The sequence below is a fragment of the Streptomyces sp. A012304 genome (assembly GCF_026008495.1).
In the GTDB taxonomy this organism is placed as follows: Bacteria; Actinomycetota; Actinomycetes; order Streptomycetales; family Streptomycetaceae; genus Streptomyces.
In genome coordinates this window covers 1-14,145 of sequence record NZ_BQUN01000045.1, presented here as the reverse complement: position 1 = coordinate 14,145, position 14,145 = coordinate 1, and the positions used below count along the sequence as shown (strand labels likewise).

General features: G+C 71.3%; 17 protein-coding genes. All 17 read right to left on the bottom strand.

Annotated elements, in window-relative coordinates:
* Positions 1-17: 17 nt before the first annotated feature.
* The 17 genes from ALMP_RS11145 to ALMP_RS11065 all read right to left on the bottom strand — a co-directional run bounded on the left by ALMP_RS11145 (position 18) and on the right by ALMP_RS11065 (position 14,008).
* Entirely contained in the window at positions 18-272 is a 255-nt protein-coding gene (locus tag ALMP_RS11145; protein ID WP_264926557.1) for a hypothetical protein, read from the bottom strand.
* Positions 269-505, bottom strand: coding sequence for a hypothetical protein (locus tag ALMP_RS11140; protein WP_264926555.1), 237 nt, complete (start codon positions 503-505; stop codon positions 269-271). The genes ALMP_RS11145 and ALMP_RS11140 overlap by 4 nt, the downstream gene beginning before the upstream one ends.
* Before the next feature lie 15 nt (positions 506-520).
* Entirely contained in the window at positions 521-1,399 is an 879-nt protein-coding gene (locus tag ALMP_RS11135; protein WP_264926552.1) for a peptidoglycan-binding protein, read from the bottom strand.
* A gap of 55 nt (positions 1,400-1,454) precedes the next feature.
* Positions 1,455-2,216 carry a hypothetical protein gene (locus tag ALMP_RS11130; RefSeq protein ID WP_264926550.1) on the bottom strand — a complete coding sequence of 254 codons (762 nt, stop codon included), beginning with the start codon at positions 2,214-2,216 and terminating at the stop codon, positions 1,455-1,457.
* The gene (locus tag ALMP_RS11125) at positions 2,216-3,319 is read right to left on the bottom strand and encodes a hypothetical protein (protein ID WP_264926547.1); all 1,104 of its coding nucleotides are present in this window, start codon (positions 3,317-3,319) and stop codon (positions 2,216-2,218) included. The genes ALMP_RS11130 and ALMP_RS11125 overlap by 1 nt, the downstream gene beginning before the upstream one ends.
* 29 nt (positions 3,320-3,348) lie before the next feature.
* On the bottom strand, positions 3,349-4,365 hold the full coding sequence (locus ALMP_RS11120; RefSeq protein WP_264926545.1) for a hypothetical protein: 1,017 nt from the start codon (positions 4,363-4,365) through the stop codon (positions 3,349-3,351).
* A 27-nt stretch (positions 4,366-4,392) separates the two neighbouring features.
* Complete coding sequence (locus ALMP_RS11115; protein WP_264926543.1) at positions 4,393-5,583, bottom strand: hypothetical protein; 1,191 nt, start codon at positions 5,581-5,583, stop codon at positions 4,393-4,395.
* A 25-nt stretch (positions 5,584-5,608) separates the two neighbouring features.
* Positions 5,609-6,832, bottom strand: a complete 1,224-nt coding sequence (locus tag ALMP_RS11110; RefSeq protein ID WP_264926541.1) for a hypothetical protein — start codon at positions 6,830-6,832, stop codon at positions 5,609-5,611.
* A 40-nt stretch (positions 6,833-6,872) separates the two neighbouring features.
* Positions 6,873-7,790: a phage tail family protein gene (locus ALMP_RS11105; RefSeq protein WP_264926539.1), complete on the bottom strand. Its 918-nt coding sequence runs from the start codon at positions 7,788-7,790 to the stop codon at positions 6,873-6,875.
* Positions 7,791-7,807: 17 nt separating this feature from the next.
* Positions 7,808-9,100 (bottom strand): tape-measure protein, encoded by a 1,293-nt coding sequence (locus ALMP_RS11100; RefSeq protein WP_264926537.1) that lies wholly within the window; start codon positions 9,098-9,100, stop codon positions 7,808-7,810.
* Positions 9,097-10,293, bottom strand: coding sequence for a phage tail protein (locus ALMP_RS11095; RefSeq protein WP_264926535.1), 1,197 nt, complete (start codon positions 10,291-10,293; stop codon positions 9,097-9,099). The genes ALMP_RS11100 and ALMP_RS11095 overlap by 4 nt, the downstream gene beginning before the upstream one ends.
* Positions 10,294-10,323: 30 nt before the next feature.
* A complete protein-coding gene (locus ALMP_RS11090; protein ID WP_264926533.1) occupies positions 10,324-11,160 on the bottom strand; it encodes a hypothetical protein in 837 nt (278 codons plus the stop codon).
* 335 nt (positions 11,161-11,495) lie between these two features.
* Positions 11,496-11,705 carry a hypothetical protein gene (locus ALMP_RS11085; RefSeq protein WP_264926531.1) on the bottom strand — a complete coding sequence of 70 codons (210 nt, stop codon included), beginning with the start codon at positions 11,703-11,705 and terminating at the stop codon, positions 11,496-11,498.
* A gap of 283 nt (positions 11,706-11,988) precedes the next feature.
* The gene (locus tag ALMP_RS11080; RefSeq protein WP_264926594.1) at positions 11,989-12,387 is read right to left on the bottom strand and encodes a hypothetical protein; all 399 of its coding nucleotides are present in this window, start codon (positions 12,385-12,387) and stop codon (positions 11,989-11,991) included.
* Between the two features lie 65 nt (positions 12,388-12,452).
* Entirely contained in the window at positions 12,453-12,743 is a 291-nt protein-coding gene (locus ALMP_RS11075; protein ID WP_264926529.1) for a hypothetical protein, read from the bottom strand.
* A 97-nt stretch (positions 12,744-12,840) separates the two neighbouring features.
* Positions 12,841-13,449, bottom strand: a complete 609-nt coding sequence (locus tag ALMP_RS11070; RefSeq protein ID WP_264926527.1) for a phage tail protein — start codon at positions 13,447-13,449, stop codon at positions 12,841-12,843.
* Between the two features lie 145 nt (positions 13,450-13,594).
* Positions 13,595-14,008, bottom strand: a complete 414-nt coding sequence (locus tag ALMP_RS11065) for a hypothetical protein (RefSeq protein ID WP_264926525.1) — start codon at positions 14,006-14,008, stop codon at positions 13,595-13,597.
* Between the last annotated feature and the right edge of the window lie 137 nt (positions 14,009-14,145).

Here is a 14,145-nt window from a genome sequence, read left to right as displayed (position 1 = left end):
CCGCCCTTTCGGCGTGTTCAGCGGCCGGTCAGTTCCCACAGGGCGATGGCCGCCGTGGCCATGGCGGCCAGGGCGCCGATGCTGGCGACCGGCCAGCGGGAGCGTTCCAGCGCGTCCAGGCGCTGTTCATGGTCGGCGATCTGCTTGTCGGTCTGGTCGCTGCGCTGCACCAGCAGGGCGAGCTGCCCGTCGGCGCGGGCGAAGCCGGCCTCGACGGTGCCGCGCAGGCGTTCGAGTTCGACGGCGACGACGGCCGGATCGGATTCGTTCACGCGTCGCTCCTCTCACCGGTCGGCGTGTCCGTGCGCAGCCAGGCGGGCAGCAGGGACTGTACGCCGGGCAGGGCCATGATCCGGGTCACGGCGCCGGCCGTGGCGAGGGCCGCCGCGACCCCGGGCAGGGCGCCGGGGACACCGGCGGCGTCGACGACCGTCGGCAGCAGCATGCACAGGGCTACGGCGGTTTGCAGGACGGTGCGGAGGGTCCGCTTCGTGGCCTCTGACATGGCCCACCTCGTTTCTCAGGAGCTGTACGGGACCTTCAGCGCGGCCCATGACGTGGCGCCCGGCCAGCCGTCGGCGGCGGCGCCGGTGTAGCCGAGCTTGCGCTGCCACTTGGCGTAGGACGCGCGGTCGGCCTCGGTCCACTGCGGGCCGGGGCCGGCCTTGTAGGCGGAGCAGCCGACCGCCACCAGGCGCTTGCCCATCGCGGTGACGATCGCCGACCTCGGCTGCCCGCGGAACCATTCGGCGCCCGGGAAGGGCTGATGGGCGGGCTTGGCGGCCCCCGTGCTCGGCGTGGCCGGCGCCTTGGTCAGCCGGGCGGCGACCCGGGCGCGCAGATCGGACATGGCGAACCCGCGCGGGTCGATCTTGGCGCTGGTCCACTCCTTGTGTCCGATGACCGAGCGGGCGCTCCAGCCGTGCGCCCGGCACAGCGCGGCGGAGGCCCGCACGATCGCCTCCAGCTGGGCCGCGGGCCACGGGTCCTTGCCGTCGCCGAGGTTGACGCACTCGAAACCGTAGAAGTGGGCGTTGCCGTCGGTGGTGCGCCGGTCGGGGGCGGGCAGCGACCTCTCGGCGCGGACGGCGGCCAGGACGTCGGGGTCGCCGGTGCCGGCGTGGTTGGCGCGGCCGTGGCCGACGAGGTGGACCGTGCCGTCCTTGGCGATCACGCCGTGGCAGAGCGGGCCGGGCAGGCTGGAGTGGCCGTTGAAGCACAGGTTCACGGTGGCGCTGGTGCCGGTGGTGACGGTGTGGTGGATGATCACGCCGTTGACCGGGCCCCAGCCTCCCTTGTGGTTGCGGTTGTTGGTGCGCCAGCCGGTGTGTTCGACGACGGCGACGCCCTCGGCCCGCAGGGCGGACACGAGGGCGTCGGCGGAGAGGGGTTCGGCCATGGGCGGTGCCTCCCTTTTCAGTTGGCGTTCAGTTGGCGTTCGGTGCGGGGCGGCGTCAGGACTGACGGCCGTGCATGAGGGTGGGGGTGGCGTAGACGGTGCCGGAGGCGCTGGTGACGATGCCCTGGACCTCGATCTTGACCGTGCTGGTGTAGACGGAGGCGAAGTCGGCGCTGATCAGGGCGGTCTGGTCGAACTCGGTGGGGGCGGTGACGGTGGTGCCCCACTGGGTTCCGTTGACGAGCACCCGGATCTGTCCGGCGGCGCCGGAACTGACCCCGGTGGTCATCCGCAGCCGCATCTTCGGCTGCCAGACGGTGTTGTACGACATCGCGATCGTCGTCCAGGAAGTGGACGTGGTCTGGGGCCCGCGCGACAGGGCGACGTCCTGCGGGGGCACCATCACCATCCAGGGGCGGGCCAGGCCGCCGGTGGTGATGTCGTCGGAGATGATCTCCCGGTTGGCGGAGTCGTAGATCCGCAGCGGCTGCTTGGACCCGCTGGTGCCGTCGCCGTTGTACAGGGTCATGGCGAGGCTGCCGGTCTGGCGGTGGATCTCCATGCCGTACTCGGAGCCGTCCCAGGTGCCGACACGCAGCGTCGGGGCGGGCAGGTTCGGTCCCTGGACCAGCAGCGAAGCGCCGTCGACGATCTCCACCGCGCCGTTGCTGACCTCCAGGACGCCACCGTTGACGTGCACCGAGCCGTTGGTCACCTGGTTGAGCGCGGGCCGGTTGTTGACGGCGGTGGACAACTGCTGGATCCGGCGTTCCATCTGGGTCAGCCGGTCGATGATGTCTTCGGGGAGCTGGGGCATCAGATCTCCTCCAGGTAGAGCTCGGCGGTGTCCGGGCGACCGCGCTGGGCCGGGCTGACCTTGACGCCGATGATCCGGTAGCGGGCGTCCAGGCCCTCGGTCCACCACTCGTCGGTGATCCGCAGCCGGACGGTGCGGCCGAGCAGCGCCGGCGGCACCAGGTCGTCGAGGCGGATGCTGATCTCGGGGATCACCACCGCGCCGGTGGCCTCGGCGAGTTCCGCCGTGGCGAGGGACTCCAGGACGCTGAGGCTGGAGACGTCGTTGTGGTCCGAGGACAGGTCGATGCGCGGGTAGCCCGCGTCGATCAGCGACTGGGCGGTCTTCTCCGTGGAGTACAGCGGACGGGACTCCACGGCCTGGTTGGTGTTGTCCGACGCGCCCCGCGCCCGGGCGGTGGTGCCGCCGCGGGTGGCGTCGCGCGGGAAGGAGTACGACAGGATCGTGCCCGGCCGGTCCAGCACCAGGTCGGTCGTGCCGATCTTGATCTGCGGGCTGCCCAGGCGCAGCCGGCGCACCCGCGCACCGGTGGCCGGGTCGCGGTAGACGGCGATGTGGTGCTCGAAGCCGTTGTCCTGGGCGGCGAGCGCGTCGATCGCCTCCAGGTACACGGTCTCGTCTCCGTCGCGGTAGGACACCGAGCGGTACTGCTGGGAGGTCTCCGTCCCGTAGCTGACGCCGATGTCGCCGCCGGACAGCGAGGTCTGCAGCCGGGTCCACAGGTTCCGGGCGATGGCCAGCTGGTCGGTGTTCGAGTAGGAGAAGGTCGCCCGGATCCGTCGGCGGGACGCGTACGACTCGAAGGTGGCCGCCTGGATGCCCAGGGAGAGCACGCCGCGGTCGTCGCTCTGGAGGGTGCTGGTCCAGATGACGCCGCCCCACCACAGGTCGTTGCCGCGCTGGAGGTAGACCGCGGTGCGGCCCTCCTCGATGCGGCGGGCGCGGGCGGCCATCGCCGCGTCGGGCAGCGGGACCGTGCCCGAGAGCGAGCCGGGCTTGCCGATGTAGTCGTCGACGGTGACGTCACGCAGGGGCAGGATGTCGATGGTGCGGTCGGTGCGCAGATCACAGAAGATCGCGCGGTACGGGGTGTTGGTGGTCATGCGCGGTCAGCTCCTTGGCCGGGCGGTGGTCACAGCACGTAGCAGCTGGAGACGCGCACGACGGCGTTGGTGAGGATCACGCCGCTCGTCGTCCAGTTGAGCAGGTACACGCCGCCGTCGGTGGCGATCCGGGCGGCGCCGCTGCCGTTGCCGTCGCCGGCGACCGCGAACATCTCGGTGGCCGGGCGCCAGCCGCTGGGCAGGGTGCACAGCAGCTCGTCGGTGAGCTGGCCCGGGTTGGTGGTGCCGGCCGCGGAGGCGGTGAGATTGGCGCCGGTGCGGGTGACCTGGACGTTGAAGGAGCACACCCCGCGGGTGCGGCGGGCGTTGAACGACGTCATCGACCAGTTGCTCCCGGCGGTCGCGCCGGTGGTGGCGGTCTCCACGACGACCGTCGGCTCGGCCCAGGCGGTGCCCGTCCAGCGCTGGAGGACGCCGTTGTTGTCCCGGTACTGGCCGGGGTAGGCGCCGTTGGCGCTGTCGTTCGTGACGGGCAGGATGCCGCCGACGGCGACCGTGGCGGTGCGCAGGTTCGACACCGCGCCGCTCCAGATCATGTCGCCGGACCCGGAGCTCACCCCCGGAGGCAGCCTGATCGCGTACAGGGGGATGGCGAGGGCGGGCGTGGCCGGCACGGTCGGGATGGCCTTCGCCTCGCCCTTGACGATCTCGATGACGGCCTCGGCGCGGCCGAGACCGTCGTAGACGGTGTCGTAGACCCGCAGCGCCACCAGGTCGATGCGCCCGTACTGGGGGTCGCCGTCGTCGAAGGTCAGTTCGATCGGCTCGGTCAGGGCGACCGGGTAGGCGCCCTGCGCCTGGGTGCCCTGGACGACGGCCCGGCCGGGGGCGATCGTGGCGGTCATGCTGTCGTCCTGGGCGGTGAGGTCGAAGCCGGAGACGCGGGACGCGCCGTTGGACGAGCCCGGCAGGACGCCGCCGCGGCTGGTCGTCGCCGAGGTGGGGGTCAGGGCTCCGAGCGAGACGTGCCGGGTGTCCTCACGGGACTGGCCGTCGGGGGAGAGCCATCCGGAGCGCAGGGGCATGGGGGACTCCTTTCGGGGAGGTCGAGGTCAGGAGCTCGGGTCGACGCGGAGGAAGAGGTTGTCGAACTCGCAGGTGACCGAGGCGCTGCTGGAGCGGTGCATGGCGGTCACCGCGTACTCGGCGCCGGCGACGAGCCCGTAGATCCGGAACAGCGTCGAGACGGAGCTGGCGACGGGACCCCCGTGGACGGCCGCGTACTCGTCGTTCGCGGCGATGATCACGGTGCCGCTCCGGGTGAGCTGCGGGGTCATGAAGGCGGTGGCGGTGCTGCTCTCCTTGGTCACCATCCTGGCGCCGAAGCCGAGCAGGATCGCCCCGGTGGGCGGGGCGGTGAAGGTGAGGGTCAGCGCCGAGACGGCGGTGTCGGCGAGGGCCGCCGTGTACGTCGTCGACGCGGTGGTCCCGGCGTCGAGGGAGCCGGTGTACGCCGGCGGCGCCACCGCCGACTGCCACGCGGAGCCGTTCCAGCGCTGGAGGACACCGTTGGCGGACTCGCGGTACTGGCCGGTGTAGCCGCCGGTGGTCAGCGAACCGGCGGGGGCGATGCCGCCGACGCCCTTCGGGTAGGGCACCCAGGCCGAACCGTCCCAGCGTTGCAGCGTGCTGTTGATGTCCCGGTAGTGGCCGGGGTAGCCACCGGGGGCGGTGTCGTCGGAGCGGGTCGGCAGGATGCCGCCGATGGCGACGGTGGTGGGGCGCAGGTCGACGCGTGCGTCGTCCCAGTCGATGCCGCCGTTGCCGGCGGTGACGTTCGCGCCGACCGCGACGGTGAACAGGACCAGGGAGACGTCCGGGGCGGCGGGCGCGACCGGCTCGGCGGCCGGGGTGCCCCGCACGATCTCCACCACGGCCTGCGAACGGCCGGAGCTGTCGTAGGCGTGGTCGTAGACGCGCAGCACCACCAGGTCGATGCGGCCGTACTGGGAGTCGCCGTCGGCGAAGGTGAGCGGCACCGGTTCGGTGACGGCCACCGGGTAGGCGCCCCGGGCGACCGTGGACTGGATCACCGCCCGGCCCACGCCCACGGTGGCGGTCATGGCGCCGGTCGTGCCGGCCAGCCACAGGCCGGTGACCCGGTACTGGCCGCCGTCGGAGCCGGGCAGGACACCGGAGCGTCCCTTGGCGTCGGTCACCGGGGTGACGGCGCCGACCTGGGTGACCCGGGTGTCCTCCCGGGTCTGGCCGTCCGGGGACAGCCAGGCGGAACGTGCGTTCATGGCGGTTCCTTCGGCAGGTCAGGGGTCAGGAGGCGGACTCGTAGGTGCCGTGGATCGACAGCACGTCCCCGGTGGCCCAGGTGAACGGGAAGCCCTTGTCCCAGAAGGCGTTGCCGATCTTCATGGAGTCGCGCAGGTTGCGGACGACACCGCCGTTGTTGGTCGACAGCAGCCCGCTGCCCGGGTACATCAGGCCCTCGGAGGAGTCGAAACCGAGCACGGTCAGCACCCGGCCGTCCACCTTCCAGGAGCCCGTGGCGAGCGCGGTGGCCGGCGGGGTCGGCAGGGAGAAGCTCCAGTTGCCGTTGGTGGCCTGGGCCGACAGGTTGGTCGTGGAGCCGATCCGGAGGTAGATCCGGACGTGCACGAGCGTGCCCATCTTCACGTACGAGCCGGCGACGAGGCCGTTGCCGATGCTCGGCGCGGTCCCGGTGTCGGCGCGCCACACGGGCGTGTAGTCCGTCCACTTCGGCTCCACCTGGTGCGACACCCACGTCGAGCCGTTCCAGCGCTGGAGCGCGCCGCCGGAGCTGTCGCGGTACTGACCGGTGTAGCTCGCCGTGACGGTGCCGGCCGGGGCGATGCCGCCCAGCGCGCTCGGGTACGACACCCACGCCGAGCCGTCCCAGCGCTGGAGTGCCCCGCCGGAGTCGCGGTACTGGCCCGGGTAGGCGCCGTTGCCGGTATCGCCGACGACCGGCAGGATGCCGCCGAGGGCGACGGTGGGCGTGCGCAGGTCCAGGGCGTCGTTGTTCCAGTTGATGCCGCCGTTGCCGGCGCTGACCCCGGCCCGCACCCGGACCCGGTAGATCGGCAGCGCGATGTCCGGCAGGGCGGGCTCCACCGGGGTGGTGTCCGGCTCGCCCGGGACGATCTCCAGGGCGGCCTTGGTGAAGCCGGACTCGTCGTACAGGTCGTCGTAGATCTTCAGGACGACCATGTCGTAGCGGTCCTGTGCCTGGCCGTCGGCGAAGGCGAGGGGCAGCGGCTCGGCGAGCGCGACCGGGTAGGCGCCCTGGCCGCTGTCGGCCTGGATGATCGCCCGGCCCTCGTGGACGGTGGCGGACATGGTGCCCGCGTGGCCCTCCATCCAGAAGCCCGACAGACGGTACTGGCCGTCGTAGGAACCGGGGAGGATGCCGGACCGGACTTGCAGGGGGTTGACCGGGGTGGTGGCGCCGATCTGGGTCAGACGGGTGTCCTCGCGGGTCTGGCCGGTCTCGGCCACCCATGAGCTGCGCAGGTTCACTGGGGTTCTCCTCGGAGGTTGGGTCGGCTGGCGGGGACGGTCACCACTCGGCGTCGCGCCAGCGGACCGTCATGCGGGCGCCCGTGTCGTACGTGTCGGGCCGGAACGCCAGCTGGGCGCGGCCCGGTTCGAAGGCGAACAGCTCCTCGGGGCTGCTGTCGGCGGCGGCGGTGTTGCGGCGGGACGCGGTGCCGTTGAGGGTGACCGTGCCCGCGGCGGTGTCGACGACGAGTTCGTCGCCGGCGGTGAGCGTGATCTGGTAGCGCAGCCGGCGGCCGGAGGCGCGGTCGGTCACCGTCGGGTTGGTGCACGGCCCGGTGAAACCGATCAGCGGGTGGGTGGGCGCGGAGCCGGCGTTGTCGGCGTTCACATCGCCGGTGGAGGACGTCTGGCCCCAGTACAGGGGCCAGGTCAGCGGCCAGCTCAGGCCGCTCTCCGGCTGCGGGGCGCCGGTGACGGCGGTCTGCTCGGTGACGGAGTAGCGGCGCGGGTCGGTGGCGTGCCACTGCACGGACGCCCGGGAGACGCCCTGTGTGGTGTACGTCCGGTCGGCGGCCAGCACCCGCTGGCTGACCCGGGCCCGCACGGCCAGGGTCTCGCCGTGCAGGCGCACCGCCAGCCAGCGTTCGGAGTCGCCGAGCAGCAGCGCCTGGCGCAGGGCGCGCATGGCGCTGAGCGAGGACTCGGTCCCGCTCTGCGGCGGCACGGTCCACACCGTGGCGCCGACCTTGCGGGGCTTGGCGTAGCGGGCGCCGGGCCAGGCGCCGTGCGCGGTGGGGTGGTCGGCGTCGGAGGAGTCGTACTCCGGCAGGTCCTCCCAGCCGGCCAGACCGCCGCGGTCGATCTCGTACGGGGTGCCGGGGCCCATCAGCAGTCCGGCCCACTGCATCTGCCCGTCGCGGGTGATGAGTGAGCCGGGGGGAAGGTCCTCGGTGTATGCGGTTGTCGTCTCGGCCATGGGGCCTCACCTCACTGTCATGTGCAGGCGTGAGCGGATGCGAGGAAGAGCAGGTCTTCCGCGGTGCCTCGGGCGCCGGCGCCCCGGCTCTCGTGGAACTCCTTGATGTGGTGGCGTTGCCGGCGGGCCGTGGTCGCCCGCCGCTGCTGGACGAGGGCGTGTCGGCGCTCCAGGTCGCTCAGCGGCAGCACCCGGCCGGCCCGGCGGGAGGCGCCCGGTACGGCGATGCCTCCCTCGGCGAGCATCGGGATCTTGTCCAGGTCGAAGCCGAACTTCTTGCCGAAGAAGCTGAAGCTGAGGCTGTTGAGCTTGTCGATGACCCAGTTGCAGAACGCGATCACGCCGTTGACCGGGCCCTTGATCACGCCGGCGACGGTCTGGGCGCCGGTGGTGACGAACCCGCCCATCGCGTTCAGGGTCCTGGAGGTGGCCTCCTTGACCCGGGTGAACATCCGCGGGACGTCCTGGGTGATCCACGTCAGCACCGGCCTGACCCGGTCCTTGAAGCCCCGCCAGATCGACGACACCCTGCCGCTGAGGGCGCGGGTGTCGCCGGTGGTGAGCGCCCTCAGGACGGCGAACCCGGTGCCGACGAGGGTGCCGATGCCCGTCAGGGCGGTGGTGAAGATCCCCAGGTAGCCGGTGACGTACGTGTTCACCGCGCTCGCGATGCCCTTGAGCAGCGGGGACATGACGGTCAGGTAGCCCTCGACGTACTTCAGTACGAGGCCGGCGAGCTGCCGCATCAGCCGTTGCCCGGTCTCGGAGTTGAGCGCGAGGTCGAGCAGCCAGCCGGCGACGGGGAGGAGCAGGCCGGTGACGAAGCCGATGGGGTTGGCTCGGGTGAGGCCGTTGATGACGAGCATGACGCCCGCGCCGATGGTCATGGCGGTGCCGAAGGCGCCCATCAGGTCGCCGACGACGCCGGAGGCCTCGATGAGCGCGCCGACGACGGCGAAGACACCGCCGAGGGCGGACTTGAGCCTGCCGAGCGCGGTGGTGGAGCGTTTGGCCCTGCCGCCCACCGCCTTGATCCCGGGGGCGGCGGTGGCGGCGGTGCGGCCGACGCGGCCGACGGAGCGGGCGGCGGCGTCGGCGTTGCCCTTGATCCGTTGCAGGGCCGTGCCGGCCTGGTCGACGCCGGGGCGGACACCGTCGACGGCGGTGGCGGCGGCCTTGACGCGGTCGGTGAACGAACGCACGGTCGCGTGGGTCTGCTCGACCGTGCTCCGGAAGGACCGCAGGACGGGCGCGCTCCTGTGGAACGCGTTGCGCAGGTTGCCGGCGCCCGCGGCGACGGCGGCACTCATCCGCGTGCCTTCGCCAGGAACATCAGGGCGTCCGCCGTCCGCTGCGGGCTGCTGGTCTCGGCCGCGTAGTAGTGCTCGATGTGCAGCGCGCGGCCGCCCGACCCGGTGGTTCCGGCATACGGCGAGCCCTGGGCGGCGGCCCGCCGCAGCAGCCGGTCCAGCTTGCTCAGCGGCAGCACCGCCTCCGCCTCACCGGCCTCGGCGAGGATCGCCGGGACACCGCCGGAGCGGGGCATGACGACACCGCCCGCCGCGAGGGCGGGGATCTTCGGCAGGCTGACGCCGAAGGACTTGCCGCCGACGCCGGGGACCCATCCCGGGATCGACACCTTGATGCCGTTCAGGGCGCCGATCGCGCGGTTGATGATGCCGATGACCCCGTTGATGGGTCCCTTCACCGCGCTCTTGATGCCGTCGAAGGCGCGGCCCGCGATGCCCTTCAGGCCGCCCCAGATGCTGGACAGCTTGTCCTTGACGGCGCGGAAGGCGTTCGGGATCGCCGACTTGACCCAGTTGACGACCGGGGAGATGACGGCCTTGATGCCCTTCCAGACGTTGGAGACGACCGTCTTGATCGCCTTCAGCGCCGTGCTGATGACCTTCTTCCAGATGTCGACGTAGGTCTTGATGACGGTGGCGACGGCCTTGACGACCTTCGAGACGGCCGTCTTGATGCCGTTCCAGACCGATTTGATCAGCTTGGCGGCGTTCTTCATGATCGGCCCGATGGCCTTCATGACGCTGCTGATCACGGACTTGATCGCGGAGAAGGCCGTCTTGAGGACCCTCTGCATGGTCTTCGACTGGGTCGCCATCTCGACGACCTTCTGGATGAGCGGCATGAGCAGGTCCATGAGCATGCCGAAGAAGTTGCCCTTCATCGACTTGTTCATCTTGTCCTGGCCCTTGGCCGCCCTGGTCGCCCCCGACTCGTACTTGCCGAGGTTCTTGCCGGCGGTGGAACCGGTCCGGCCGGCCTTGGCGATGGACTTCTCGGCCTGGTCGGACGCGGTCTTGAGGTCCTTGAGCTCCTTCTCGGAGCCCTGCGCGGCGGTCTTCAGCGCCTTCAGCTGGGTCGCTCCGGACTTGCCGGCGCTGCCGACCCCCTTGGCCGCCGACGCGGCGCCGGCGGCCTTCGACTTGAAGTCCTGCAGGGAGCCGGACGCCTTCTTCAGTGAACTAACGAGACTCATGGCACACCTCCTTCGGGCGGAACGGGGTCATCAGGCGGTGCCGCCGGCGAGGGAGCCGGCGGCGGCACCGAACCCGTTGGACAGCGCCACGAACTTCGTCCGGAGCGTCTCGGCGGTCTCGGCGAGGTTGGTCGCCGCCGACTGCACGGCGCGCAGGTCCGCGGCCTTGGGGAGCTTCGTGGGGTCGTACTTGTCGAGCTTCGTGTTGAGCTCGCCGATGGCGGAGGCGGTGTTCGAGATGGTGGTGGCGGGGCTCGGCGTGAGCTTGGCCTTGAGCGCTCCCACGGCCTTGGCGATCCCGTTGATCGCCCGCGGGGACTTCATCCCGCTGATCGCGCTGTTGAATTCCCTGATCTTCGGGCTGATGCTGTTGAGCGCGGTCTGGAGGGCGGCGAGCTTTTCCGGGGTGAGGTTCGTGGGATTGATGGAGACGGCCTGGGAGGCTTCCGTCTCGGCCCGCGTCATCCGGGTCGGCCTGCCGGTCTGTGGGCTGATGCTCCATACCTTGCCGGTCAGCCTTTCCCAGATCAGGTTGAGCATCTTGCCGTAGTTGAGAACCCTGTCCTTGAGGAAGGCGAGCGTGGCTCCCACCGCCACGATGATCAGGGTGAGGGTGTCCACCTGCTTGAACGCCTCGAAGACGTCCTTCAGGCCGACGGCCTCCAGCAGGGCTTCCCAGACCGTCTTCTGCTCGTCCTTGCCTTTCTTGATCGCCTCCTTGAGTTCGTCCTTCACGGCGTTCAGTTCCGCGTTGGTCACATTGTTCTTGGATTTGACATGGGTGCTCAGCGTGGTTTTCACCGTGCTGATTTCGTCCTTGATCTCGGCGATCTTGTCAAGGACGTCGGAGTCCGAACCGGTGGCCATTTTCACCTCGTCAGGAATGAGGGAGGGGTGGTGCGACGTGCCTCGGTGCATCTCTGTGTCTCGGCTTGCCTCGGTGCTTTTTTCGGGCATGCCGAAGAGCCCAGGGCTGCGTTTCCCGAGCGGCGGAGGGAAAAGGCGGGCCTGAGCGCTGTGGTTCCGTGGTCTGGGAGAGACGGCCGAAGGGCGTCGCGGTGACGGTCGGGGGAGGAGCCGATACGTCCCGCGGCGCTGGGGTGTGCTGTGCGGGTGCGGGGCCGACTACCGCCTGCCGTGCGGGTGCGGGTGCGGGTGCGGGTGCCGGGCCGGCCGGCCTTCCGTGGTGGTGCCCGAGCCGGCTACGGCCGGCTGCTGCGGTGCGTCCGGCGGGCCTCCGTCAGCGCGTCCGACCACCCCGCCGCGTAGGCCCGCGACTCCCGGGCGAGCAGTTCTTCGTACACCCGGTCGAGCAGGGCCTCGCCGTCGGGGGCCGTGGTGTGCAGGAGATGGGCGAGGCGGGTGTAGGTGTCGATCGGCTGCTTCGGGGAGTCGCTGGTGCCAGTCGCCATGTCGGGCCTGCTTTCCGGTCTGTCCGCTGGGCTGTGGTGCAGATGGCGCTCCTGGGGTGTGCGAAGCGCCTGTTCGAACTAGTGTACGAGTAATCCGGTGGTGTCGTTCCGTGTTTGCCGAGGACTCTCCGTGGTCCCGCGGTCCGGACCTGCGGCGATGCAGGGTGCACTGGCAGTTGTGCAAGGTTCGTGGAGCAGGACCCCGCCGTTCTCCCGTCGAGGGATCGGCCCGGCGACGCGGGGGCCGCCGGGCACGAGCGGGGGCGCCGGGGCCGCCCCGCGGTCAGGCGAAGAACCGGGCCAGCTGCATCGCGGAGGGCGCCGAGCCGTCCGGGGCACCGCCCGGTGCGCCCGGCCCGGCACGGGTGCCCGGCGCGGTGCCGTCCGCGGCCCCGTCCGTGCCGTCCGTGGCATCGGCCCTCTCCGGCGACCCGTCACCCGGACGGGGCACCGGCACCGGAGGCTCCGGCTGGTCGCTCTCCTCCGAGTTGACGCACGCGAACATCCAGTTGCCCGCCGCCAGATGGTCCACCACGGCGGCGAGCAGATGGTCCGTCACCGACCACTCGGCGGCCTCCCCGTGCAGGTCCCGGTTGAGGGCGCTGTCCCGTGGCAGGTGCTGGATGAGCACCGCGAGCCGCCGCGCGGAGAGGCGGTCCCGGTGCCAGTCGAGCAGGTCGATGCCGTAGTAGCGGAGCAGATCCGCTTCGAGGGCCTCGGCGTGTTCGTCGACGAACCCGACGAGGCTCAGCCTTCCCCCAGGCCGAGCCCGGTCTCCTTGCCGTAGGCCTCCAGGATGGCGGCGATGTCCTGCATGGTGACCTCGTGCCGCTCGAAGCGGGCGAACTGCTGCTCGCCCATGAGCAGCCCGAGCAGCCCGTCCACGTCATTGTCGTCGAGCTTGCGCAGCGCCTTCGCGGTGGCGCGGGTCAGTTCCGTGGGCAGGGTGAAGCTCTCGCCGTCGAGCTGGAACGACCAGGTGCGGCCGAGGGCTTCCAGGCGCTGGGCGCGGGCGGCGTTGACGTCGAAACGGGTCATGGTGATGGGTACTCCTCGAAGTCCGTGAAGTCTTGGGGTGGGGAAGGAAGGAGCGGGGCCGGGGCGGGGCGGCTGGGACCGCCCCGCCCCGAGTGGGTCAGGACGCGGCGTACGACGGGTCCTTCATCAGGAAGCTGGCGAGCGCCGACTTGCCGGGGGTGGCCATCGCCGTGAAGGTGATGCCGAGCTGGGCCGCCGACTTGCGGGCCAGCTTGATGTCGTCGGCCGCCGTGACCTGGCCGCGCGGGATGCCGAAGCGGTAGGTCACGCCGTTGGTCGCCGGGTCGCCGCCGGCGCGGACGTCCGTGAACTCCAGGCCGAGCGCGCGGACGTCGGCGTACGGGCGGTCGGCGACGTCGTAGCGGTAGACGCCGGTGGCGGCACCCTCGGCGACGACGTCGTTGCCGCCCATGAAGAACGGCAGGGTGTCCTCGTTGAACTGGAGCAGCGAGAACTTCAGGGTCAGGTCCCGGTCCGAGTACACGAAGTGCACCGGGCTGACGGCCTGCCACACGTCCACCGGCTCCAGCTTGTCCTTCTTGCTGAAGGTGACGCCCTCGCCGGTGGTGAAGCCGAGGTTCGTCCAGCCGGCCCAGTCGGTGGCGGTGTCGTTGGAGAAGGTCGCCGGGATGTCGGTGCCGGCGTCGGCGACGTAGAGACGGCCGACTCCGGCGATGCGGATCTCGGAGGAGTTGGTGCCTGCCATGGATGGTTCTCCTTGTGTAGGGGTGGTGGTGCGGGGTGCGTTCCCGGGTGTTCCGGGTACGGCGAAGGCCCCGCCGTACGGGACGGGCGGGGCCTTCGGTCTGTGGGGCGCGGCGCACGGGCGGTCCGGGCCGCGCGGAGGCGCGTCAGTAGACGTCGATGAACACCTTGAGCACGGTCACGTAGCGGTTGGCCGCGCCGTAGAGGTAGTCGGGCAGCCAGCGCGGGCCGTCCTGCTCCTCCACCTCGGTGACGAGGTTGGTGCCGTGGCGCCGGCCGGCCGCGGCCATCAGCGCGCGGCGGGCGGAGTTGGCCAGGACGTGCGCGGCCTGCTTGGTCGGGCCGTACACCTCCAGCTCGATCAGCGGCTGGTCGACGTGGAGTTCGCCGACCCAGGCGCCGCCGCGCCGGTTGACGAGCACGGCGGCGGTCGTGCCGTCGAAGTCCGACGGCGGCTCGACGGTGACGAGCGCCGTGGAGAGGGCCGAGTCGGCCTCCAGGATGTCGACGACCAGGGCCTCGACGTCCGGGAAGGCGCTCGGTGGGGTGGGTGTGGTCATGCCGGGTCACCTCGCCGGGAAGGAAGGGGGAAGACCACCGGGCGGGCGCCGCGCGGGGGCGGTCAGGGGAGGCGCGTGGCGCCTCGGCCCGGCGTACGGCGACGGGTGCGGCCCGTGTCGCGGGCACAGCTCCGCCG

What these genes read in the sequence shown, in the direction of transcription:
- ALMP_RS11140 (WP_264926555.1), bottom strand. Translation starts at nt 505, where the DNA reads ATGTCAGAGGCCACGAAGCGGACCCTCCGCACCGTCCTGCAAACCGCC.
- ALMP_RS11135 (WP_264926552.1), bottom strand. Translation starts at nt 1,399, where the DNA reads ATGGCCGAACCCCTCTCCGCCGACGCCCTCGTGTCCGCCCTGCGGGCC.
- ALMP_RS11130 (WP_264926550.1), bottom strand. Translation starts at nt 2,216, where the DNA reads ATGCCCCAGCTCCCCGAAGACATCATCGACCGGCTGACCCAGATGGAA.
- ALMP_RS11125 (WP_264926547.1), bottom strand. Translation starts at nt 3,319, where the DNA reads ATGACCACCAACACCCCGTACCGCGCGATCTTCTGTGATCTGCGCACC.
- ALMP_RS11120 (WP_264926545.1), bottom strand. Translation starts at nt 4,365, where the DNA reads ATGCCCCTGCGCTCCGGATGGCTCTCCCCCGACGGCCAGTCCCGTGAG.
- ALMP_RS11115 (WP_264926543.1), bottom strand. Translation starts at nt 5,583, where the DNA reads ATGAACGCACGTTCCGCCTGGCTGTCCCCGGACGGCCAGACCCGGGAG.
- ALMP_RS11105 (WP_264926539.1), bottom strand. Translation starts at nt 7,790, where the DNA reads ATGGCCGAGACGACAACCGCATACACCGAGGACCTTCCCCCCGGCTCA.
- ALMP_RS11100 (WP_264926537.1), bottom strand. Translation starts at nt 9,100, where the DNA reads ATGAGTGCCGCCGTCGCCGCGGGCGCCGGCAACCTGCGCAACGCGTTC.
- ALMP_RS11095 (WP_264926535.1), bottom strand. Translation starts at nt 10,293, where the DNA reads ATGAGTCTCGTTAGTTCACTGAAGAAGGCGTCCGGCTCCCTGCAGGAC.
- ALMP_RS11090 (WP_264926533.1), bottom strand. Translation starts at nt 11,160, where the DNA reads ATGGCCACCGGTTCGGACTCCGACGTCCTTGACAAGATCGCCGAGATC.
- ALMP_RS11085 (WP_264926531.1), bottom strand. Translation starts at nt 11,705, where the DNA reads ATGGCGACTGGCACCAGCGACTCCCCGAAGCAGCCGATCGACACCTAC.
- ALMP_RS11075 (WP_264926529.1), bottom strand. Translation starts at nt 12,743, where the DNA reads ATGACCCGTTTCGACGTCAACGCCGCCCGCGCCCAGCGCCTGGAAGCC.
- ALMP_RS11070 (WP_264926527.1), bottom strand. Translation starts at nt 13,449, where the DNA reads ATGGCAGGCACCAACTCCTCCGAGATCCGCATCGCCGGAGTCGGCCGT.
- ALMP_RS11065 (WP_264926525.1), bottom strand. Translation starts at nt 14,008, where the DNA reads ATGACCACACCCACCCCACCGAGCGCCTTCCCGGACGTCGAGGCCCTG.